This is a genomic window from Armatimonadota bacterium, from assembly GCA_031459855.1.
Lineage (GTDB): Bacteria > Sysuimicrobiota > Sysuimicrobiia > Sysuimicrobiales > Humicultoraceae > Fervidifonticultor > Fervidifonticultor primus.
Window position 1 is genome coordinate 1 of record JAVKHP010000002.1, and the last position, 20,669, is coordinate 20,669.

At 71.0% G+C, this 20,669-nt stretch carries 20 protein-coding genes and 1 tRNA gene; 2 read left to right on the forward strand and 19 right to left on the reverse strand.

The features are described from left to right. The 16 genes from QN157_14655 to QN157_14730 all read right to left on the reverse strand — a co-directional run. Window positions 1–124, reverse strand: a 124-nt coding sequence (locus QN157_14655) for a GTP-binding protein (protein ID MDR7556828.1), incomplete at its 3' end; no start/stop codon positions are given. Between the two features lie 64 nt (window positions 125–188). Next, window positions 189–2,282, reverse strand: a complete 2,094-nt coding sequence (fusA, locus tag QN157_14660) for an elongation factor G (protein ID MDR7556829.1) — start codon at window positions 2,280–2,282, stop codon at window positions 189–191. A gap of 26 nt (window positions 2,283–2,308) precedes the next feature. Continuing rightward, complete coding sequence (rpsG, locus tag QN157_14665) at window positions 2,309–2,782, reverse strand: 30S ribosomal protein S7 (GenBank protein MDR7556830.1); 474 nt, start codon at window positions 2,780–2,782, stop codon at window positions 2,309–2,311. A gap of 36 nt (window positions 2,783–2,818) precedes the next feature. Continuing rightward, window positions 2,819–3,193, reverse strand: coding sequence for a 30S ribosomal protein S12 (gene rpsL / locus QN157_14670; protein ID MDR7556831.1), 375 nt, complete (start codon window positions 3,191–3,193; stop codon window positions 2,819–2,821). Window positions 3,194–3,479: 286 nt separating this feature from the next. Continuing rightward, window positions 3,480–3,755, reverse strand: a complete 276-nt coding sequence (locus QN157_14675) for a ribosomal L7Ae/L30e/S12e/Gadd45 family protein (protein MDR7556832.1) — start codon at window positions 3,753–3,755, stop codon at window positions 3,480–3,482. 192 nt (window positions 3,756–3,947) lie between these two features. After that, on the reverse strand, window positions 3,948–7,385 hold the full coding sequence (rpoC, locus tag QN157_14680; protein MDR7556833.1) for a DNA-directed RNA polymerase subunit beta': 3,438 nt from the start codon (window positions 7,383–7,385) through the stop codon (window positions 3,948–3,950). Between the two features lie 42 nt (window positions 7,386–7,427). Next, window positions 7,428–10,760 (reverse strand): DNA-directed RNA polymerase subunit beta, encoded by a 3,333-nt coding sequence (gene rpoB / locus QN157_14685; GenBank protein MDR7556834.1) that lies wholly within the window; start codon window positions 10,758–10,760, stop codon window positions 7,428–7,430. A 424-nt stretch (window positions 10,761–11,184) separates the two neighbouring features. Then, window positions 11,185–11,565 (reverse strand): 50S ribosomal protein L7/L12, encoded by a 381-nt coding sequence (rplL, locus tag QN157_14690; protein ID MDR7556835.1) that lies wholly within the window; start codon window positions 11,563–11,565, stop codon window positions 11,185–11,187. Between the two features lie 58 nt (window positions 11,566–11,623). Continuing rightward, on the reverse strand, window positions 11,624–12,160 hold the full coding sequence (gene rplJ / locus QN157_14695) for a 50S ribosomal protein L10 (protein MDR7556836.1): 537 nt from the start codon (window positions 12,158–12,160) through the stop codon (window positions 11,624–11,626). Between the two features lie 365 nt (window positions 12,161–12,525). Continuing rightward, window positions 12,526–13,233 (reverse strand): 50S ribosomal protein L1, encoded by a 708-nt coding sequence (gene rplA / locus QN157_14700; protein MDR7556837.1) that lies wholly within the window; start codon window positions 13,231–13,233, stop codon window positions 12,526–12,528. A 67-nt stretch (window positions 13,234–13,300) separates the two neighbouring features. Then, window positions 13,301–13,726: a 50S ribosomal protein L11 gene (gene rplK / locus QN157_14705; protein ID MDR7556838.1), complete on the reverse strand. Its 426-nt coding sequence runs from the start codon at window positions 13,724–13,726 to the stop codon at window positions 13,301–13,303. A gap of 27 nt (window positions 13,727–13,753) precedes the next feature. Further along, a complete protein-coding gene (gene nusG / locus QN157_14710; GenBank protein MDR7556839.1) occupies window positions 13,754–14,401 on the reverse strand; it encodes a transcription termination/antitermination protein NusG in 648 nt (215 codons plus the stop codon). 3 nt (window positions 14,402–14,404) lie between these two features. Continuing rightward, on the reverse strand, window positions 14,405–14,686 hold the full coding sequence (gene secE, locus QN157_14715) for a preprotein translocase subunit SecE (protein MDR7556840.1): 282 nt from the start codon (window positions 14,684–14,686) through the stop codon (window positions 14,405–14,407). A gap of 260 nt (window positions 14,687–14,946) precedes the next feature. Continuing rightward, on the reverse strand, window positions 14,947–15,522 hold the full coding sequence (locus tag QN157_14720) for a hypothetical protein (protein MDR7556841.1): 576 nt from the start codon (window positions 15,520–15,522) through the stop codon (window positions 14,947–14,949). 26 nt (window positions 15,523–15,548) lie between these two features. Continuing rightward, complete coding sequence (locus tag QN157_14725) at window positions 15,549–16,004, reverse strand: DUF2269 family protein (protein MDR7556842.1); 456 nt, start codon at window positions 16,002–16,004, stop codon at window positions 15,549–15,551. 32 nt (window positions 16,005–16,036) lie between these two features. Continuing rightward, a tRNA-Trp gene (locus QN157_14730) sits at window positions 16,037–16,113 on the reverse strand. A gap of 392 nt (window positions 16,114–16,505) precedes the next feature. Here QN157_14730 and iolB point away from each other — a divergent pair. Both iolB and iolD read left to right on the forward strand, forming a co-directional pair. Next, a complete protein-coding gene (gene iolB / locus QN157_14735) occupies window positions 16,506–17,387 on the forward strand; it encodes a 5-deoxy-glucuronate isomerase (GenBank protein MDR7556843.1) in 882 nt (293 codons plus the stop codon). Between the two features lie 73 nt (window positions 17,388–17,460). Next, on the forward strand, window positions 17,461–19,323 hold the full coding sequence (gene iolD, locus QN157_14740) for a 3D-(3,5/4)-trihydroxycyclohexane-1,2-dione acylhydrolase (decyclizing) (protein MDR7556844.1): 1,863 nt from the start codon (window positions 17,461–17,463) through the stop codon (window positions 19,321–19,323). Here the strand turns inward: iolD and QN157_14745 are convergent. From QN157_14745 to QN157_14755, 3 genes are all read right to left on the reverse strand, one after another. After that, window positions 19,284–20,303, reverse strand: a complete 1,020-nt coding sequence (locus QN157_14745) for a PfkB family carbohydrate kinase (protein MDR7556845.1) — start codon at window positions 20,301–20,303, stop codon at window positions 19,284–19,286. The two genes, iolD and QN157_14745, sit on opposite strands and share 40 nt — an antisense overlap. Window positions 20,304–20,385: 82 nt before the next feature. Continuing rightward, complete coding sequence (gene rpmG / locus QN157_14750; GenBank protein ID MDR7556846.1) at window positions 20,386–20,547, reverse strand: 50S ribosomal protein L33; 162 nt, start codon at window positions 20,545–20,547, stop codon at window positions 20,386–20,388. Between the two features lie 2 nt (window positions 20,548–20,549). Further along, on the reverse strand, window positions 20,550–20,669 hold a 120-nt coding region (locus QN157_14755), incomplete at its 5' end, for a hypothetical protein (protein MDR7556847.1).

Genomic DNA, 20,669 nt, shown 5'->3' on the forward strand with positions numbered 1-20,669 from the left:
CCAGCCCCGCCGCCGCCATCGCATGCGTGATCGCCGCCGTCAGCGTCGTCTTCCCATGATCCACGTGCCCAATCGTCCCAATGTTCACGTGCGGCTTCGTCCGCTCAAACTTCGGCTTCGCCATCGCTGCCAGCTCCCTCCCTGCGCCTCACCTGGTCTGTACCGTCACCCGCTGGGCCACGACCTGCCTAGGCGCGCGCGCCGGCGCCCGCGCGCACGCGGATCTCCTCGGCGATGCTGGGCGGGACCTCCTCGTAGTGCGACGGCTCCATGGTGTAGGTCGCCCGGCCCTGGCTCACCGAGCGCAACGCCGTGGCGTACCCGAACATCTCGGCCAGCGGCACGAGCGCCCTGATCACCCGCAGGGTCCCCTGCGCCTCCATCCCCTCGATCCGGCCCCGCCGCGCGTTCAGGTCGCCGATGACCTCGCCCATGTACGCCTCGGGCGTGACCACCTCGACCTTCATGATCGGCTCCAGCAGCACGGGCCGGGCGCGTGCCGCCGCGTCTTTCAGCGCCATGGACCCGGCGATCTTGAACGCCATCTCGCTGGAGTCCACCTCGTGGTACGACCCGTCCACCACGGTCACCCGGATGTCGATGAGCGGGTACCCGGCCAGCACGCCGCTCTCGGCCGCCTCGCGCACCCCGGCCTCCACCGCCGGGAGGAACTCCCGGGGAATGGCGCCGCCGGTGATGCGGTCCACGACTTCGACGCCCCCGCCGGCCGGCAGCGGCTCCAGCTCGATGACGACATGGCCGTACTGCCCGCGGCCGCCCGTCTGCCGGACGTACCGACCCTCGCCGCGGGCGCGCTGGCGGATCGTCTCCTTGTAGGCCACCTGCGGCCGGCCGATATTGGCCCCGACGTTGAACTCTCGCAGCAACCGGTCCACGATGATCTCCAGGTGCAGCTCGCCCATGCCCGCGATGATCGTCTGCCCGGTCTCCTGGTCGAAGCGCACGCGGAAGGTGGGGTCCTCCTCGGCCAGCTTCGCCAGCGCCGTGCTCAGCTTGTCGGCGTCGGCCTTGGTCTTGGGCTCCACCGCCACGGCGATGACCGGCTCGGGGAAGTGCATCGCCTCCAGCACGATCGGCGCGGCCTCGTCGCACAGGGTGTCGCCGGTCTGGGTCACCCGCAGGCCCACGGCGGCCACCACGTTGCCGGCGGTGGCCTCCCCGATGTCCTCGCGGTGGTTGGCGTGCATCTGGAGGATCCGCGAGACGCGCTCCTTCTGCCCCTTGTTGGCGTTGGTGACGTAGGACCCCGCCCGCAGGGTGCCCGAGTACACCCGGAAGTAGGTCAGCTTGCCCACGTAGGGATCGGTGACGATCTTGAACGCCAGCGCCGCAAAGGGCCCCGCGGGATCGGCCGGGCGCTCGACGGTCTCCCCGGTCCGGGGATCCACCCCGCGGACCGGCGGCAGGTCCAGCGGCGACGGCAGGTAGTCCACCACCGCATCCAGCAGCGGCTGGACCCCCTTGTTGCGGAAGGAACTGCCGCACAGCACGGGCACCAGGCGCGCCTCGATCGTCCCCCGGCGCAGCGTCGCCCGGAGTTCCTCCTCGGTGATCTCGTGCCCCTCGAGGTACTTGGCGGCCAGGGCATCGTCCAGGTCGGCGGCCGCCTCCAGGAGCCGCTCGCGCATGGCCTCCACCTGGTCGCGCAGGGCCGCGGGGATGTCGGTCTCGTCGGAACGCGTCCCGAGGTCGTCCAGGTAGATGATGGACTTCATGCGGATGAGGTCCACCACCCCCTCGAACCCGTCCTCGGCCCCGATGGGTAGTTGCACGGGCACGGGGTTGGCTCCCAGCCGCTCGCGCACCATGGCCACCGTGCGCAGGAAGTCGGCACCGGTCCGGTCCATCTTGTTGATGTAGATGATGCGGGGCACCCGGTACCGGTCGGCCTGTCGCCACACGGTCTCGGACTGGGGCTGGACCCCTTCCACCGCCGAGATCACCACCACCGCCCCGTCCAGGACACGCAGCGACCGTTCCACCTCCACGGTGAAGTCCACGTGCCCGGGGGTGTCGATGATGTTGATGCGGTGGTCCCGCCAGTAGCACGTGGTGGCCGCCGAGGTGATGGTGATCCCGCGCTCGCGCTCCTGCACCATGAAGTCCATGGTGGCCGAGCCCTCGTCCACCTCGCCCAGGCGGTGGACCCGGCCCGTGTAGAACAGGATGCGCTCGGTGGTCGTCGTCTTGCCCGCGTCGATGTGGGCGACGATGCCAATGTTCCGAATGGTCCGCAGCGCCTCTCTCGTCGCCACCGGCATGCCCTCAGCCCTCGCGCGCGTCGCCGTTACCATCGGTAGTGCGCGAACGCCTTGTTCGCCTCCGCCATCTTGTGGGTATCCTCGCGCTTCTTCACCGCCGCGCCCTGGCCGACGGAGGCGTCCAGGAGCTCCGCGGCCAGCTTCTCGGCGAACGTCCGGCGGTCCCGGCGCGCCCGCGCGTACTGCACCAGCCACCGCAGGCCCAGCGACAGCCGCCGCTCCGGCCGCACCTCCACGGGCACCTGGTAGGTCGCCCCGCCGACCCGGCGGGGGCGCACCTCCAGCAACGGCGAGGCGTTGGCCAGGGCCTTCTCGAAGACCTTGACCGGGTCCTGACCGCTCTTCTCCTTGACGATGTCGAACGCCCGGTAGACATGGCGGGCGGCCAGGCTCTTCTTCCCGCGCATCATCACCTTGTTGATCAGCCGGTGCACGATCACGTTGTGGTAGACGGGATCTGGCCCGATCTCCCGCGGCCGCACCGGACCCTTACGCGGCATCGCCCGTCTCCTTCCCTTCCCCTCGCGCTGCGCCCATCACTTCTTGGGGCGCTTGGCGCCGTACTTGGACCGTCCGCGCATCCGGCCGGCCACGCCCGCGGCGTCCAGCGTGCCCCGGACGATGTGGTACCGGATCCCCGGCAGGTCCTTCACACGCCCGCCCCGGATCAGCACGACGGAGTGCTCCTGCAGGTTGTGTCCGATGCCGGGGATGTAGGCGGTCACCTCGATCCCGTTGGTGAGCCGCACCCGGGCGATCTTGCGCAGCGCTGAATTGGGCTTCTTGGGCGTCGTGGTCTTCACCTGAATGCAGACGCCCCGCCGGAACGGGCTGCCCTGCAGCGCCGGCGACTTGCTTTTGCTGCGCAGCCGGTGCCGGCCGAGCCGGACCAGCTGGTTGACCGTCGGCATCCTCACCGCCTCCGTATCTCCCCATCCGCATGCCGCATGCCCTCCCCCGCCCGCAGGGCACGCAGAGAGGGCGACGCCACCGGGGTCCCTCACGACGCGGGCCCGGGGGTTTCGCCAGGACGTCGCTTGTGGTGCCTCGCCTGGCGCCGCACCATACGAGGCCCGGCCGCAGTGCCCCGCGGTGACGCGGGGCCAGCCAGGCCCTGCGGTGCAGCGTACAAGGGCTCGGGGGAAGATGACCGCGCGACGACCGTCGAGCCCCGACTGCGATCCCGCCCTGCGGGATCTATGGCGCGGGCCGGTCCTCCACCAGGACCGCCGCTGCGGCGGCACCCACCCCGATGCCGCAGGCCCGGCCCAGCAGCGCCATGGACTCCACCTCGGTCACGGGGAGTCCCCGTTCCGCCGCGGCCCGCACCACCGGCTCGACCACCCGCGGATCGGCGTCGGCCGCCACGAAGACCTCCGCCGCCCGCCCGCGGGCCACCGCCTTCGCGGTCTGGGTGGCCCCGACCACCCGGGAAGCCGCGGCGCGCAGCCGCGCCAGCGCATCGGTCGTCATCGGGTGCCTACGCGCCAGCCGATTCTAGCATCGACCCCCAGGGGTGTCAACGCGCGCGCCGTCCCCCGGTCCGTCTTCGGCGGGTCGCAACCCGGGAAGGTGCCATCGCCCTTCCCGCGCCTCCCGCCCGGCCGCACCGGGCGGACGGCTCCCGGCCGCGAGGCTCCCAGGCCGGGGTGGCCCCGGCGGGGGTCACAGTTCGGCGGTGACCTTCAGCTGCCGGTAGCGGGGCATACCCGTCCCCGCCGGGATCAACTTGCCGATGATGACGTTCTCCTTCAGCCCGATCAGGGGGTCGACCTTCCCCCGGGTGGCGGCGTCGGTCAGGACGCGGGCCGTCTCCTGGAACGACGCAGCCGACAGGAAGCTCTCGGTGGCCAGCGACGCCTTGGTGATGCCCAGCAGCACGGGCCGGGCCCGGGCAGGCTCCCCGCCCTCGGCCATCACCCGGGCGTTCTCCTCCTCGAAGGCGAACTTGTCCACCAGCTCCCCGGGCAGGAACTCGGTGTCCCCCGCCTCCTCCACCTTCACCCGCCGCAGCATCTGGCGCACGATGATCTCGATGTGCTTGTCGTTGATGTCCACGCCCTGCGAGCGGTAGACGCTCTGGATCTCCTGGACCAGGTAGGCCTGGAGCTCCTGGACGCCCTTGATCCGCAGGATGTCGTGGGGGTTCACGGACCCCTCGGTGAGCTGGTCGCCCGGCTCCACCTCGTCCCCGCTCTGGACCTTCACGCGGACCCCGAAGGGCACGGTGTAGACGCGCTCGTCGTTCTTCCCGGTCACGACGATGCGCCGCGTGCCGCGCGCCTCCTGGACCGTCACGGTGCCCTTGATCTCGGCGATCAGCGCCTGCCCCTTGGGCTTGCGGGCCTCGAACAACTCCTCGACCCGGGGCAGGCCCTGGGTGATGTCGAAACCGGCCACGCCGCCGGTGTGGAACGTCCGCATCGTCAGCTGCGTGCCGGGCTCGCCGATGGACTGGGCCGCGATGATGCCCACGGCCTCGCCGATCTCCACCAGCTTCCCGGTGGCCAGGTTGCGCCCGTAGCACTTGGCGCAGACGCCGTAGCGCGTCTTGCACGTCAGCACCGACCGGACGGTCACCGCCTCGATGCCCGCCTCCTCGATGCGCTCGGCCGCCTCCTCGTCGATCTCCGCGCCCGCCTCCAGCACGGGCCTGCGGCGCGGCGGCGCGGCATCCTCGGCCAGGAACCGGCCCACGATGCGGTCGCGCAGCGGCACGACCACCTCGTTGCCCTCCCTGATGGCGGTGACCACCAGGCCCTCGGTGGTCTTGCAGTCGTACTCGCGCACGATGACGTCCTGGGCGACGTCCACCAGGCGTCGGGTCAGGTAGCCGGACTCCGACGTCCGGATGGCCGTATCGGCCAGCCCCTTGCGCTGGCCGTGGGTGGAGATGAAGTACTCCAGGACCGTCAGCCCCTCGCGGAAGTTGGCCTTGATGGGCAGCTCGATGATCCGCCCGCTGGGGTCGGTCATGAGGCCGCGCATCCCCGCCAGCTGCCGGATCTGCTGGATGTTGCCGCGGGCGCCCGAGAGGGCCATCATGTACAGCGGGTTGAACGCGCCGAACTGGCTCATCATGGCCTGGGTGATCTCCTCGGTGGCCTTGGTCCAGACGTCGATGGCCCGCTGGTAGCGCTCGCCGTCGGTGATGAGGCCCCGCCGGTACTGGGCGTCGATGGCGTCGATGCGCTTCTCGGCCTCGGCCAGGATGCGGCGCTTGGCCTCGGGGATCACGATGTCGCCAATGGCGATGCCCGAGCCGCTGCGGGTCGCGTAACGGAACCCCAGGTCCTTGAGGGCGTCCAGCAGCTCCACGGTCTTGGTGGTCCCCAGCCGGCTGTAGGCCTCGGAGACGATCTGGGAGAGGACCTTGCGGTCGCACACCTCGTTGATGAAGCGCAGCTCCTCCGGGATCGCCTCGTTGAAGATCACGCGGCCGGCGGTGGTGACGATGACCTGGTCGACGTAGCGGACGCGGATGCGCGAGTGCAGCCGGATCGCGCCGCTCTCCAGGGCCAGGATCACCTCACTGGGCGAAGAGAACGCCTTCAGCTGGCTGTCGGGCTTGTCGCGGTCGGCGGGATCCTCCACGGTGAGGTAGTAGCAGCCGAACACGATGTCGCGCGTGGGGCTGGTGATGGCCTTGCCGTAGGCGGGCGACAGGATGTTGTACGCCGACAGCATCAGCAGGCGCGCCTCGGCCTGGGCCGCGGCCGACAGCGGCACGTGAACCGCCATCTGGTCGCCGTCGAAGTCGGCGTTGTACGCCGTGCACACCAGCGGGTGGACCTGGATCGCCTTGCCCTCGATGAGCACCGGTTCGAACGCCTGGATCCCCAGCCGGTGCAGGGTGGGGGCCCGGTTGAGCAGCACCGGATGCTCGCGCACCACTTCCTCCAGCACGTCCCACACCTCGGGGCGCGCCCGCTCCACCATGCGCTTGGCGCTCTTGATGTTCTGGGCCAGGTTGCGGTCCACGAGCTTCTTCATCACGAAGGGCTTGAAGAGCTCCAGCGCCATCTCCTTGGGCAGCCCGCACTGGTAGAGCTTCAGCTTGGGCCCCACCACGATCACCGAGCGCCCCGAGTAGTCCACCCGCTTGCCCAGCAGGTTCTGGCGAAACCGCCCCTGCTTGCCCTTGAGCATGTCCGACAGCGACTTCAACGGCCGGTTGTTGGGCCCCGTCACCGGCCGGCCCCGCCGGCCGTTGTCGATCAGGGCGTCCACGGCCTCCTGCAGCATGCGCTTCTCGTTGCGCACGATGATCTCGGGCGCACCGAGGTCCAGCAACCGCTTGAGCCGGTTGTTGCGGTTGATGACCCGCCGGTAGAGGTCGTTGAGGTCGCTGGTGGCGAACCGGCCCCCGTCCAGCTGGACCATGGGCCGCAGGTCGGGCGGGATCACGGGAATGACCGTCAGGATCATCCACTCGGGCTTGTTGCCGCTCTTCCGGAACGCCTCGACGACCTCCAGCCGCTTGAGGATCTTCATGCGCTTCTGGCCCGAGGCACCCTTCAGCTCGGCCCGCAGGCCGCGGCTCAGCTTCTCGAGGTCCAGCTCCTCCAGCAGCTCCTTGATGGCCTCGGCCCCCATGGCGGCGCGGAACGCCGTGCCGTACTTCTCCCGCATCTCGCGGTACTCGTTCTCGGTCAGCAGCTGCCGCTTCTGCAACGGCGTCGTCCCCGGGTCGACCACCACGTAGGCGGCGAAGTAGACGACCCGTTCCAGGGCCCGCGGCGACATGTCCAGCAGCAGGCCGATGCGGCTGGGCACGCCCTTCAGGTACCAGATGTGGCAGACCGGCGCGGCCAGCTCGATGTGGCCCATCCGCTCGCGCCGGACCTTGGCGCGGGTGACCTCGACCCCGCACCGGTCGCAGACGATCCCCTTGAACCGGATGCGCTTGTACTTGCCGCAGTGGCACTCCCAGTCCTTGGTGGGCCCGAAGATGCGTTCACAGAACAGCCCGTCGCGCTCGGGCTTGAGCGTCCGGTAGTTGATCGTCTCGGGCTTCTTGACCTCGCCGTGCGACCACCCGCGGATCTGCTCCGGCGACGCCAGACCGATCTTCACTGCGGAGAAGTTGTTGACGTCCTGCATCGTTGGTGCCCCTCCACCAGGCCGCATCCGCCCGCGCGGGTGTCAGTAGTCCTCCACCAGGGCCTCTTCGCCCTCGAGGTTGATGCCGAGGGCGCGCGCCGTCTCCGCGATGTCTTCCTCGATCTCCTTGAGCTCGATCTCGCGCTTGTCCTCGCTGAGCACCTTCACGTCCAGACACAGCGCCTGGAGCTCCTTCAGGAGCACCTTGAAGGACTCGGGCACGCCCGGCTCCTGGATGTTCTCGCCCTTGACGATGGCCTCGTAGGTCTTGACGCGCCCCACGACGTCGTCGGACTTGACGGTCAGGAGCTCCTGCAGGGTCGAGGCCGCTCCGTAGGCCTCCAGCGCCCACACCTCCATCTCGCCGAACCGCTGGCCACCGAACTGCGCCTTGCCCCCCAGCGGCTGCTGCGTGATCAGGCTGTAGGGGCCGGTGCTGCGGGCGTGGATCTTGTCCTCGACCAGGTGCAGCAGCTTCATCATGTAGATCGACCCGCAGGTGACCGGCTGGTCGAACGGCTCGCCGGTCCGGCCGTCGCGCAGGACGATCTTGCCGTCGGGGGGCAGGCCCGCCTGGTCCAGCAGGCGACGGATCTCGTCCTCCCGCGGGCCGTCGAACACCGGCGCCTCCACCCAGAGGTTGAGCTTCTCGGCCGCCCAGCCCAGGTGGGTTTCCAGCACCTGCCCCACGTTCATCCGGCTGGGCACGCCCAGGGGGTTGAGCACGATGTCCACCGGCGTCCCGTCGGGCAGGTAGGGCATGTCCTCCTCGGGGAGGATGACCGAGATGACGCCCTTGTTCCCGTGGCGGCCGGCCATCTTGTCCCCCACGGCGATCTTGCGCTTCTGGGCCACGTAGACGCGCACCAGGGCGTTGACCCCCGGCGGCAGCTCGTCGCCCTCCTCGCGGTCGCCCTTGTCGCGGGTGAACATCTTCACGGCCACCACCTTGCCGCGTTCGCCGTGGGGCACCCGCAGGGACGTGTCGCGGACCTCGCGGGCCTTCTCGCCGAAGATGGCCCGCAGCAGCCGCTCCTCGGCGGTGAGCTCGGTCTCCCCTTTGGGCGTCACCTTGCCCACCAGGATGTCGCCGGCGCGCACCTCGGCGCCGATGCGCACGATCCCCCGCTCGTCCAGGTCGCGCAGCGCGTCCTCGCCGATGTTGGGGATGTCCCGGGTGATGTCCTCGGGCCCCAGCTTGGTGTCGCGGGCCTCCACCTCGTACTCCTCGATGTGCACCGAGGTGAACAGGTCCTCGCGCACCAGGCGCTCGCTGACCACGATGGCGTCCTCGTAGTTGTAGCCCTCCCAGGGCATGAAGGCCACCACGACGTTCCGCCCCAGGGCCAGCTCGCCCTGATCGGTGGACGGCCCGTCGGCCAGGATGTCCCCCTCCTTGACCTCGTCGCCCGAGCGCACGATGGGGACCTGGTTGATGCACGTGCCCTGGTTGCTCCGGCGGTACTTGATGAGCGGGTACTCGTCGACCTCGCGGCCGACGCGGACGACGATGCGCTCGCCCGTCACCGACTCCACGACGCCCGCCCGCCGGCAGCGCACCACCGCCCCGCTGTCCACCGCCGCCCGGTACTCCACCCCGGTGCCCACCCGGGGCGCCTCGCTCTGCAGGAGCGGCACGGCCTGGCGCTGCATGTTGGAGCCCATCAGCGCCCGGTTGGCGTCGTCGTGCTCGAGGAACGGGATGAGCGCGGTGGCCACCGAGACGATCTGCTTGGGGGACACGTCCATGAACTGCACGTCCTCGGGACGCACCAGCTTGATCTCGGCGCCGTGCCGCGCCGTGACCCGCGGCCCGATCAGGCGCCCGCGCTCGTCCACGGCGGCGTTGGCCTGGGCGATGACGTACTGGTCCTCCTCGTCCGCGGTGAGGTAGCGGATGCGGCGGGTGACGACGCCCTCCCTGACCTCGCGGTACGGCGTCTCGATGAACCCCAGCGGATTCACCCGGGCGTAGGTGGCCAGGGACGAGATCAGCCCGATGTTGGGCCCTTCGGGCGTCTCGATGGGGCACATGCGCCCGTAGTGCGACGTGTGCACGTCGCGCACCTCGAACCCCGCCCGCTCGCGGGACAGGCCACCCGGGCCCAGCGCCGAGAGCCGGCGCTTGTGCGTGAGTTCGGCCAGCGGGTTGGTCTGGTCCATGAACTGCGAGAGCTGACTGGAGCCGAAGAACTCCTTGATGGCCGCCACCACCGGCCGGATGTTGATGAGCTGCTGGGGCGTGACCTGCCCCGGCTCCTGGATCGTCATGCGCTCGCGGATGACCCGCTCCATGCGCAGCATGCCGATACGGAACTGGTTCTGGAGCAGCTCGCCCACCGACCGCACCCGGCGGTTGCCCAGGTGGTCGATGTCGTCGACGCGGGCCTCGGGATCGCCGGCGGCCAGCCGCATCAGGTAGCGGATGATCTCCACGAGGTCCTCGCGGGTCAGGATCCGGACGTCGGGATCGACCTTGAGCCCCAGCTTCTTGTTGAGCTTGTACCGTCCCACCCTGCCCAGGTCGTAGCGGCGGGGTTCGAAGAAGAGGGTCTCCAACAGGGTCCTGGCGCTCTCCAGGGTGGGCGGGTCGCCCGGCCGCAGGCGCCGGTAGATCTCGATGAGCGCCTCGTCGCGGCTGTGGGTGGTGTCCTTCTCCAGCGTGGCCCGGAGGCTGCGGTCCTCGCCGTAGAGCTTCACCAGCTTCTCGTCCGTCTCGTACCCCACGGCGCGCAGCAGCGCGGTCGCCGGGAGCTTGCGGGTGCGGTCGATCCGGACGTAGATCGCGCCGCCGGCGTCGACCTCCAGTTCGAGCCACGCCCCGCGGTGCGGGATGACCACGGCCGTGGGCAACGGCCGGCCGGAAGCGTCCGGCGTGAACGCGTAGTAGGCCCCCGGCGAACGCACCAGCTGGCTGACGACCACCCGCTCCGCGCCGTTGATGATGAAGGTCCCCCGCTCGGTCATCATGGGGAAGTCCCCCATGAAGACCTCCTGCTCCTTGATCTCCCCGGTTTCCCGGACGATCAACCGGACCTTCACCTTGAGGGCGGCGCTGTAGTTGTAGTCGCGGTCCCGGCACTCCTCCTCGGTGTACTTCAGGCGCTCCAGGCGGTAGCCGCCGAAGTCCAGGACGGCCTGGTCGTCGAAGACGTTCTCCGGCGGCGTGACCTTGCGGCGCCCGCTCTCCACGGCGAAGTGCAGCTCGAGGTTGCCGGTGAAGTCCTGGATGGGGGAGACCTCGGCGAACACCTCCCGGATCCCCTCGCGCAGGAACCAGTCGAAGGACCGGCGCTGCACCTCGATGAGGTCGGGCATGTCCACGACGTCCGGGATCTTGGCGAAGCTGTGCCGGACGCGACGCCCCCGGTGCACGATACGGGCATCGGGAATGGCGACCCGGCTGCGGGCCGGACGGGCAAGGGCCTCAAGCCTCGTCTTGGTCTTCACGGCGGAAGGCGTCACCTCCGGGAGATCTCCGCACCGCACCGCGCCAGGCGGCAGTCAGGCTGGGGCCGCACCGTGGCTCGGCAGGCATCTGCCTGTGGGGTACGCACGCGAGAGGTTCAGACTCTGATCCCGGGCCTACGGGCGATCCTGGCTGCCGGAAAGACGAGAGCAGGGTCGATCTCCGCGGTCGATCCCCCTGCCCCGTTCGTCGTGTCGCGCTGGATGTGCTCGTGCTGTCGCACGCGGCAGCCCCGCCAAGGCCCGTACACGCAAACATACCCGTCGGCCCCTGGCGTTGTCAAGAGCCGCATGCGTCGGCCGCCGGCCCGGCGGGTGTCGCCGGGGCGGCCTACTTGATGACGACGGTCGCGCCCTCCGCCTCGAGCTTCTTCTTGATCGCCTCGGCCTCCTGGCGGCTCACCTTCTCCTTGACAGGCTTCGGCGCGCCGTCCACCAAGTCCTTCGCCTCTTTCAGCCCGAGGCCGGTGAGCTCGCGGACGACCTTGATCACCTGGATCTTCTTCTCGCCGACGGTCTGCAGGATCACGTCGAACTCGGTCTGCTCCTCGACGGGCGCCGGCGCAGCCGCCGCCGCCCCCGCGGGCGCCGCCGCGACTGCCACCGGCGCCGCGGCCGAGACGCCGAACTTCTCCTCGAGTGCCTTGACCAGCTCGGCCAGCTCCAGCACCGTCAGGTTGCTGATGGCGTCGACGATCTCGTCCTTGGTCAGCTTGGCCACCGTCCTCCCTCCCCCTGTCGATAGTTCACGGTCCGTCGGATGGTCCCGGTCACCCCGCCGCCTCGCCCGCATCCTCCCGCCGCTGGCGAAGCTGGTCCAGGGCCACGACCAGCCCCCGCGGGAGCCCACCCAGCACGCCCGCCAGCGCCACCAGGGGCGCAGCCACCCCGCCGACGACGCGTGCCACCAGCTCCTGTCGGCCGGGCAGATCGGCCAGGGCCCGGGTCTGGGCTTCGCCGTAGACGCGCCCCGCGACCACGCTGCCCTTGAGCGCCAGCTTGCGCGTCTGCCGCATGAACTCCTGGATCACCTTGGCGGCGGCGACGGGGTCGGAGGGGGCAAAGGCGACGGCTGTGGGGCCCTCCAGGTACGGGAGCAGGCCGTCGATTCCGGCTGCCTGCGCCGCCTTGCCCAGCAAGCGGTTCTTCACCACCCGGTAGTCCGCGCCCGCCTCCTGCAACTTCCGGCGCAGCTGCGTGATCTCGCCCACTGTCAGCCCGCGAAAATCGGTGAGGATGACCCCGGCCGCCTGCTGCAACCGGTCCTGCAGGCGCGCGACCTCCTCGACCTTCTCCTGGCGCGGCATCGCGATCCTCCCTGTCCTCCTCACCCACAGACAACACAACGACCCGCCACGGGGAGACGGGTCGTGCCACTCCGCTCCTCGGCAGGCGGGAACCCCATTAAGCCCCGAAGGGCACCTGCTGTCTGTGGCGCGCGGCCGCCAGCCGGCGACCGACTATGCGGTTGTCACCCGTCGGCGTCAGGACCCGCCCGCACGCCGACGCGGGTCATGCTAGCACGTGGCCCCCCGAGCGTCAACCGGCAGGCGTTCGCCGAGACCCCATGGAGATCGTGGCGCCGCGACCACCGCGTCCGCTCATCCCGCTCGCGTGGTTCGACACGCGTCTCCTCTCGAGCCCCACCGCGCCGCAGACGTTCGCGCGCCGGTCATGCCGCCCGCACGGCGACGGCCTTGGCGGGATCGACCCGGACCCCCGGTCCCATGGTCGACGACAGGGTCAGGGACCGAATGTACTGCCCCTTGGCCGCTGCCGGTCGCGCCCGGATGACGGCCTCCAGCAGGGCGCCCAGGTTCTCCAACAACTGCGCCTCGCTGAACCGCGCCTTGCCGATCGGGACGTGGATGATGCCGGTCTTGTCCAGCCGGAACTCGATCTTGCCCGCCTTGATCTCCCGCACCGCCCGCGCCAGGTCGAACGTGACGGTGCCTGCCTTGGGGTTGGGCATCAGGCCGCGGGGGCCCAGGATCCGGCCCAGCCGGCCCACCAGGCTCATGACGTCGGGCGTGGCCACGGCGACGTCGAAGTCGAGCCATCCGCCCTGGATCTTCTCCACCAGGTCTTCGGCGCCGACGATGTCGGCGCCGGCGGCCTCGGCCTCCTTGGCCTTCTCCCCCTTGGCGAAGACCAGCACGCGCACGGTCTTGCCGGTCCCATGGGGCAGGACCACGGTCCCCCGCACCTGCTGGTCGGCTTGCTTGGGGTCGACGCCGAGCCGGATGTGGGCCTCGACCGTCTCGTCGAACTTGGCCGTGGCCGTCGCCTTCACCAGGCGCACCGCCTCCTCGGGCCCGTACAGCCGACGGGCCTCCACCTGCTTGGCCGCCGTGATGTACCGCTTGCCGTGCCGCTTCATGCGTCCCTCCTGGCGGTCCGTCCGGCGCCCGGGGCACCTCCCGCCCTGCCGACCGCGTCCGGCTGGCCTAGCCGACCACCTCGAGCCCCATAGAGCGCGCCGTGCCCTCGATCATGCGCATCGCCGCCTCGAGGGTGGAGGCGTTGAGATCGGGCATCTTGCGTTCGGCGATCTCGCGGATCTGCTGCCGGGTGACCCGGCCCACCTTGGTCTTGTTAGGCTCGCCCGACCCCTTCTCCAGCCCGGCCGCCTGCTTGAGCAGGACCGACGCCGGCGGCGTCTTGGTGACGAAGGTGAACGTCCGGTCGGCATAGACGGTGATCTCGACCGGCACGATCGTCCCCGCCATCTTGGCCGTCCGCTCGTTGTAGGCCTTGCAGAACTCCATGATGTTGACGCCGTGCTGCCCGAGCGCAGGCCCCACCGGCGGCGCAGGCGTCGCCTTCCCGGCCGGAATCTGGAGCTTCACCACCGCCACGACCTTCTTCGCCATCGCGCACCCTCACTCGCCGGGTCCCACCTAGAGCTTCTCCACCTGCCCGAAGTCCAGCTCCACGGGCGTCTCGCGCCCGAAGATGGAGACCAGCACCCGGACCTTCTCCTTCTCCATCATGATCTCGTCCACCACGCCGGTGAAGTCCATGAACGGCCCCGACGTGATCCGGACCGGCGAGCCCTTCTGATAGGTGATGCGGTACTTGGGCGTCTCGTCCCGCAGCTGGCGCAGGAGCTGGCGCACCTCGCGATCCTCCAGCGGGATGGGGCGCGTGCCCGAGCCCACGAACCCCGTGACGCCCGGGGTGTTGCGGATCACGTACCAGGTGTCGTTCTCCAGCTCACCCTTCTCGTCGACCAGCACCTCGACCAGCACGTAGCCCGGGAAGATCTTTCGGTCGACCTCGCGCCGCTTCCCGGCCTTGATCTCCTTCTCCTTCTCGGTGGGGATCAGGACCTGGAAGATCTTCTCCTTCATCCCCATGGAGGCGATCCGGCGTTCGAGGTTCGACTTCACCTTGGCCTCGTACCCCGAGTAGGTGTGGATCACGAACCACTTGCGCCGGGGGTCGCGGGGGGTCGTGACGTCCTCCGCCTCGACAGCGGGCTCCTCGGCCTTGACCGGCTCGTCGGCGAACAGCTCCTTGACGATGTCTTCCGCTCGCTGCGACATGGCCTACACCGGCGGCGCCACCAGGTAGCGCTTGATGAGCCACGTGTACACGTAGTCGAAGATCCCCAGGTAGACCGCCGTGACGAGGAGCACCACGAGCACCACCAGCGTCATGCTCACGAGCTCCCGGCGGGACGGCCACTCGACCCGTCCGAGCTCCACCCAGACCTCGTGCAGGTACCGGCTGATGCGTTCCACGACGGCGGGCGCCCCGCGCACCGCAGGAAACCGGAGCGTGCGGGCAGCGGGGCGCGGTGCCACCTTTGCATCGGACGTTCGAGCCATGGCCGCTCCTCTGGCGTTCGGGGCAAAAAAAAAGACACCAACGCCGCGCGTTCACCGCCATTATAACAGTCCACCGTGCCCTGTCAACGACGCGGCAGGGCTCGCGACAGGCCCGCACCGCACCGCCGCCCACCGTGTCGCCGTCGCCGCGGACGCCGTCCAGGACTCCGGGGCCAGCCGGGCGACGATCACCCGCCGGCGTCATCTGGAACCCTGCGGCCTGCGCCCGGCCGTCGACCCGTCGGGGCCGCCGTGCACGCTCACCGGGGACCCAGCAGGCGCGCGGCCAGGAGCCGGACGACGCAGTCGAGGGCCTCACTCGCGAGCGGGGACCCGGCGCAGCCGATCTCCTCCTCGAACAGCTTCAGGCGCGTGGCCACATCCAGGACACGGAAGTCGATGGCTGCTTTGGCGTCGTCGCCGTCCTCCCCCACGCGCAGACGGCCGACGCGCCCCTGCTCGAGCCGGACGACCCGGCCCGTGAGGATGGCGTCAGCACCCAGACGCCTGGCCAGCGCGATGCTGCGCGACGGACTGATCAGGTCTGCTGGGGTCACGCCCTCGCTGGCCATGGCAGCGCTGACGGCCACGGGCCCGAGGACCTGGAACGGAGCGCGGCGCAGTAGCACGGCCAGGCGGTCGGCCGCAGCGGCGGTGAGCCACCGCGTGGGCGGATCCTCGTTGAGGAACGGCGCCACGGCCAGCACGCGCACCCGCGACAGGTCCGGACCGGGCATGCCGCCGGTCGCGGCCGGCCGCGGCGCGCTCACTGCCGCGAGTGCCGCCAACCCGGCCACGGTGCCGACCCTGGCCAGCCGGCGCCATGCGTCGCGCATCGTGCGCTGCGACCTCCCCGTCGCGCCTACGGCTTGAACACTGCCAGCCCGACGATCGCCAGCGCCAGGGCACCGCCCGCCAGGCCCAGCCGCAGCTGGCGCCGCGCCAGCGCCGGAACCTGGGCTGCGGACCGCCGGCCCGACGCGTGCAGGGCCGCGACCAGCATGCGCAGGGCGGGCCGCTGGCCGCCGAACAACAGCACCAGCCCCGCTAGGACGAGCACCACCTTCACGACGAGCCAGGCCGGCGGCGCCCCGGGCCAGTCCTGAACGGCCACGAGGCCGATCCCCGTGGCCACGGTCAGGAGCACTGCGGGCGCAATCACCCGATCGAGCAACCAGACCGTGGTCTCGGCGACGAAGATCATCAGGGAGGGCTGGCCGCTGCGGCGCGCCCGCGCACCCCACAGGCCAAACAGCGCGCCACCGCCGACCCAGACGATGACCCCGAGCAGGTGCAGGTACAGTAGCGTCTCGCGCACAACCGGCCTCCGGTGGCAGCGCAGCGGCGACCTGGCAGGGGCGGAGGGACTCGAACCCCCAACACCCGGTTTTGGAGACCGGTGCTCTGCCAAGTTGAGCTACGCCCCTGCGTTCACCCCTGATTATAGGAACGCGCCCCTGCCCCTGCAACGCCTCAGCCGGCACGCCCGCGGGCGCTCCGACGACAGCACCGACCACCCGTTGAGGAACCACCCCCTGCCGCGCCCGAGCCACGGTGCCGACGCGCGCTGTGCGCAACAACCGCCCCCGGCAAGGGTGGCACATCCGCGCGGCCGGCGGGCGTCCGCGCACGGTTGCGGCGCACAGCGGAGCCACGGCGTGGCATCCGCGTGCCATCCCCGCCGGCGGCGCCGCCTGCCGCTTCGTACACGCGTGTGGCGACAGGAAGCCACCCGGGCCATGGCCAACTGCGATACGGCGAGGCCGCCGGTCGTCGTATGGACGGCAGGGCCCGACGCTGTCCACTGGTGCGCACATCGATGCCCTACACCGCCGAGTTGCTCCACATCCCGCCCCTCCTGCGCGGCGAGGCGCCAGGTGTGATCACCCGGGTGACGCCCGCACAGGCGGGATGGCGCCTGCTGACGGTCGAGGTGCGGCGGCTCCACGCCGGCGGGCGGTGGACGATGTCCACCGGGGAGCAGGAGGCGGTGCTGGTGGTCCTGGGCGGGCAGGGCGCGGTGACGTCCAACCGGGGAGCCTGGCCGCGGCTCGGTGCGCGCCCCAACGTCTTCGCGGGCATGCCCCACGCCCTCTACCTGCCGCGCCGGACCGACGTGGAGATCGAGGCGGTCAGCCCTGTGCTGGAGGTCGCCTGCGGATGGGCGCCGACCGACCGGGACTACCCGCCGCGGCTCGTCACCCCGGCCGAGGTCCAGGTCGAACTGCGCGGCGGAGCCAACGCCTCGCGGCAGATCCACACCATCGTCCCGCCCGGCTTCCCGTGCCATCGCCTGGTCTGCGTCGAGGTGTACACGCCGGGCGGGAACTGGAGCAGCTACCCACCCCACAAGCACGACGTCCACCGCGAGGCGCCGGATGGGGCCCTGCTCGAAGCGGATCTCGAGGAGGTGTACTACTACCGCTTCGACCGTCCAGAGGGGTTCGCGCTGCAACGCGTCTACACCGCCGACGGCACCCTTGACGCCGCGGTCGTCGCCCGGGACCACGACATCGTCCTGGTGCCCGAAGGCTACCATCCCGTATGCGCGGCCTTCGGATACACGTGCTACTACCTGAACTTCCTGGCAGGCTCGGCGCAGTCGCTGGCCAACAGCGAAGACCCGGCGCACGCGTGGGTCAAGACCCTCTGGACGAGCAGCGATCCGCGCCTGCCCATCGTGCCCGCGAGCGGGACGTGAGGAGCCGCGGGCGGCGGACACGACCGGCGCGTCCCGGCACAGGCGCACACGGTGATCGCAGGAGGGGCAGCACATGCGGACACGGCGGCTGACGATGGCACAGGCCCTCGTCACGTTCCTGGCGCACCAGTACACGGAACGCGACGGCCGACGGCAGCGGTTCTTCGCCGGGGTGTGGGGCATCTTCGGCCACGGCAACGTCGCGGGGATCGGCGAGGCCCTGCAGCACCAGACGGCGCTCCGGTACTACCAGGCGCGCAACGAGCAGGCCATGGTCCACGCGGCCGTTGCGTTCGCCAAGGCGTCGAACCGGCTGCGCGCGTTCGCCTGCACGACCTCGATCGGCCCCGGCGCCACCAACATGGTGACCGCGGCGGCGGGTGCCACCATCAACCGCCTGCCGGTGTTGCTGCTCCCGGGGGACATCTTCGCGCGCCGGACCGTGGCGCCGGTGCTGCAGCAACTGGACGTCGCCTGGTCGCACGACGTCTCGGTCAACGACTGCTTCAAACCGATCTCCCGCTACTGGGACCGGATCAACCGGCCCGACCAGCTCCCGGTGGCGCTCATGGAGGCGATGCGGGTGCTGACCTCTCCGGCGGACACGGGCGCGGTCACCCTGGCGCTGCCCCAAGACGTGCAGGCGGAGGCCTGGAACTACCCCGAGGCCCTGTTCGCCGACCGCGTCTGGACGATCCCCCGGCCGCGCGCCGACCGGGCCGCCGTGCAGACCGCCGCAGCCTGGATCCGGCAGGCGACGGCGCCGCTCCTGATCGCCGGTGGCGGCGTCCTCTACAGCGAGGCCACGGCGGCCCTGGACCGCTTCGCGCGCCAGACCGGCATCCCGGTGGGCGTGACGCAGGCGGGCAAGAGCGCCCTGCCCGACGACCACCCGCAGCACGTGGGCGGCGTCGGGGTCACGGGGACGGCGGCGGCCAACCGGCTGGCACGCGAGGCCGACCTGATCCTGGCCGTGGGCACGCGCCTGGGTGACTTCACCACCGCCTCCAAGACCGCCTTCCAGCACCCGGCCGTGCGGTTCGTCGCCATCAACGTCGCAGCCCCCGAAGCCCACCGCCACGCCGCGCTGGCCCTGGTGGGCGACGCGCGGGTCACGCTGGAGGAGCTGGGTGAGGCGCTGGCCGGGTACCGGGTCAGTACCGCGTATGCCGATCGCGTCGCCCAGCTGCGCGCCGCATGGGCGGACGAGGTCGCACGCCTCACCGCACCGCAGGGAGGGCCGCGCCTGCGCCAGGCCGAGGTGATCGGCGTGGTGAACGCGTTCGCCCGGCCGCGCGACGTGGTGGTCTGCGCCGCGGGGAGCCTGCCCGGCGACCTGCACAAGCTCTGGCGCGCCGGGGACCCGGGCTCGTACCACGTGGAGTACGGCTACTCGTGCATGGGGTACGAGATCCCCGGCGGCTTGGGCGTCCGGCTGGCCGACCCGTCGCGCGACGTGTACGTCATGGTCGGGGACGGCTCCTACCTCATGATGCCCTCGGAGCTCGTCACGGCCGTGCAGGAAGGCATCAAGGTGACGATCGTGCTGCTGGACAACCACGGGTTCGCGAGCATCAAGGGGCTGTCGATGGCCGTGGGCTCCGAGGGTTTCGGCACCGAGTACCGGTACCGCAACCCGGCCACCGGGCAGCTGGACGGCGCGGTGCTGCCGGTCGACCTGGCGGCCAACGCGGCCAGCCTGGGCGCGCGCGCCATTCGGGTCGCGACCCGGGAGGCCCTGGCGGATGCGTTGGAGGAAGCCCGGCGCGAAGTGCGCCCGACCGTGATCGTGGTCGAGGTGGAGCTGGACGACCGGCTCCCCGCGTACGACGCCTGGTGGGACGTGCCCGTAGCGGAGGTCTCCTCCTCGGCGCGTGTCCGGGAGGCGCGGGCCGCCTACGAGGAGGGGCGCCGCCGGGAGCGGTTCTTCCTGTAGGCCGACGCGCGCGGCAGCACCTCGCCGTCGACCACCCGGCCGCCGGCGAGCAGCGTGTCGATCTCCCAGGGCCGTGGCATGGCCGTGCTGCACGACAGCCGCGCGGCCACGATGGCGCCCGCAGCGTTGGCGCGGGATACGGCCTGGTGGGGGGCCAGGCCCGCCAGCAGCGCCGCGCCAAACGCCGCAGCGAAGGCGTCGCCTGCGCCCAGCCCGTTCACCACGGGGACCGGAAGCCCGGGCACGTCCACGCGCCCGGTGCGCTCGATGACGGCCGCGCCCTCCGGGCCGCGCTTGAGGACGACCAGGCGTGGCCCCAGCGCCAGCGCCTCATCGGGGTCCAACCGCGCCGCGGCGAACTCGCCGGTGCTGCCGAGGACGATCGTCGCCCGGCTGGCCGCCTCCCGGATCTGCGCGGCGTAGTCACCAGGGTCGTCCCACAGTTGGTCGCGCCAGTCGAGGTCGAGGACCGTCGCCGGCAGGAGTCCCGCACCGGCGGCGGGCCGCGATGCCAGCGCCGCGAAGGTCGTGCTGCGGCTGGGCTCCCGGGCGAAGCCCGTCCCGCTCACGTAGAGCACCGGCGCGACGGCCACCACGTCCAGCGGCAGATCCTCGGGCCGCAGCTCCCAGTCGGGGCAGGTCGGCGTGCGGTAGAAGGTGATGGGAAACCGGTCGGGGGGCCAGGCCTCGCAGAACGCGAGGGCCGTGCGCAGCGTGGGATGCACCCGGAGCCAGCGGACGTCGACGCCCTCGGCGGCCAGGAAGGTGCGGATGAACCGGCCGTGCCCGTCGTCGCCCACGGCCGAGAGGATCGCCACCCGGACGCCCAGCCGGGCCAGGCCGGTGGCGACGTTGCCGGCGAACCCGCCGACGAACCGCTCGAAGGTCCGGACCGCTTCCAGCGGCGTGTTGAGCTGCAGCGGGTACAGGTCGGCGCCGACGCGGCCGAGGACGAAGGCCTGGGGCGCCAGGGGCGTCATGCGCCGGACTGGCGGGCGAGCCCGTGCCAACGACGGCCGCAGGTCTCCCCGCGCTCGCCCACCGCGCGGGGTGGCAGCGGGCCTAGCGGGTCTCGCGGTGCGGGGTGTGCTTGCGGCACCAGGGACAGTACTTGCGCAGCTCGAGCCGGTCGGGGTCGTTGCGCTTGTTCTTGGTGGTGGTGTAGTTGCGCCGGCGGCAGACCGTGCAGGCCAGGGTGACGATGGGACGCAGGTCGGTGGCCATGGCTAGTCGATCACCTTGGTGACGACGCCGGCGCCCACGGTGCGCCCTCCCTCCCGGATCGCAAACCGCAGCCCCTCCTCCAGCGCCACCGGCGTGATCAGCTTCACCCGCATCGTCACGTT

Coding starts and splice junctions, on each gene's coding strand:
- nusG (MDR7556839.1), bottom strand. CDS start 14,401: ATGTCGCAGCGAGCGGAAGACATCGTCAAGGAGCTGTTCGCCGACGAG.
- QN157_14745 (MDR7556845.1), bottom strand. CDS start 20,303: ATGACGCCCCTGGCGCCCCAGGCCTTCGTCCTCGGCCGCGTCGGCGCC.
- rplJ (MDR7556836.1), bottom strand. CDS start 12,160: ATGCCGCGCCAGGAGAAGGTCGAGGAGGTCGCGCGCCTGCAGGACCGG.
- rpmG (MDR7556846.1), bottom strand. CDS start 20,547: ATGGCCACCGACCTGCGTCCCATCGTCACCCTGGCCTGCACGGTCTGC.
- rpsG (MDR7556830.1), bottom strand. CDS start 2,782: ATGCCGCGTAAGGGTCCGGTGCGGCCGCGGGAGATCGGGCCAGATCCC.
- QN157_14720 (MDR7556841.1), bottom strand. CDS start 15,522: ATGCGCGACGCATGGCGCCGGCTGGCCAGGGTCGGCACCGTGGCCGGG.
- secE (MDR7556840.1), bottom strand. CDS start 14,686: ATGGCTCGAACGTCCGATGCAAAGGTGGCACCGCGCCCCGCTGCCCGC.
- QN157_14675 (MDR7556832.1), bottom strand. CDS start 3,755: ATGACGACCGATGCGCTGGCGCGGCTGCGCGCCGCGGCTTCCCGGGTG.
- rpsL (MDR7556831.1), bottom strand. CDS start 3,193: ATGCCGACGGTCAACCAGCTGGTCCGGCTCGGCCGGCACCGGCTGCGC.
- iolB (MDR7556843.1), top strand. CDS start 16,506: ATGCCCTACACCGCCGAGTTGCTCCACATCCCGCCCCTCCTGCGCGGC.
- rplA (MDR7556837.1), bottom strand. CDS start 13,233: ATGAAGCGGCACGGCAAGCGGTACATCACGGCGGCCAAGCAGGTGGAG.
- fusA (MDR7556829.1), bottom strand. CDS start 2,282: ATGCCGGTGGCGACGAGAGAGGCGCTGCGGACCATTCGGAACATTGGC.
- rpoC (MDR7556833.1), bottom strand. CDS start 7,385: ATGCAGGACGTCAACAACTTCTCCGCAGTGAAGATCGGTCTGGCGTCG.
- iolD (MDR7556844.1), top strand. CDS start 17,461: ATGCGGACACGGCGGCTGACGATGGCACAGGCCCTCGTCACGTTCCTG.
- rplK (MDR7556838.1), bottom strand. CDS start 13,726: ATGGCGAAGAAGGTCGTGGCGGTGGTGAAGCTCCAGATTCCGGCCGGG.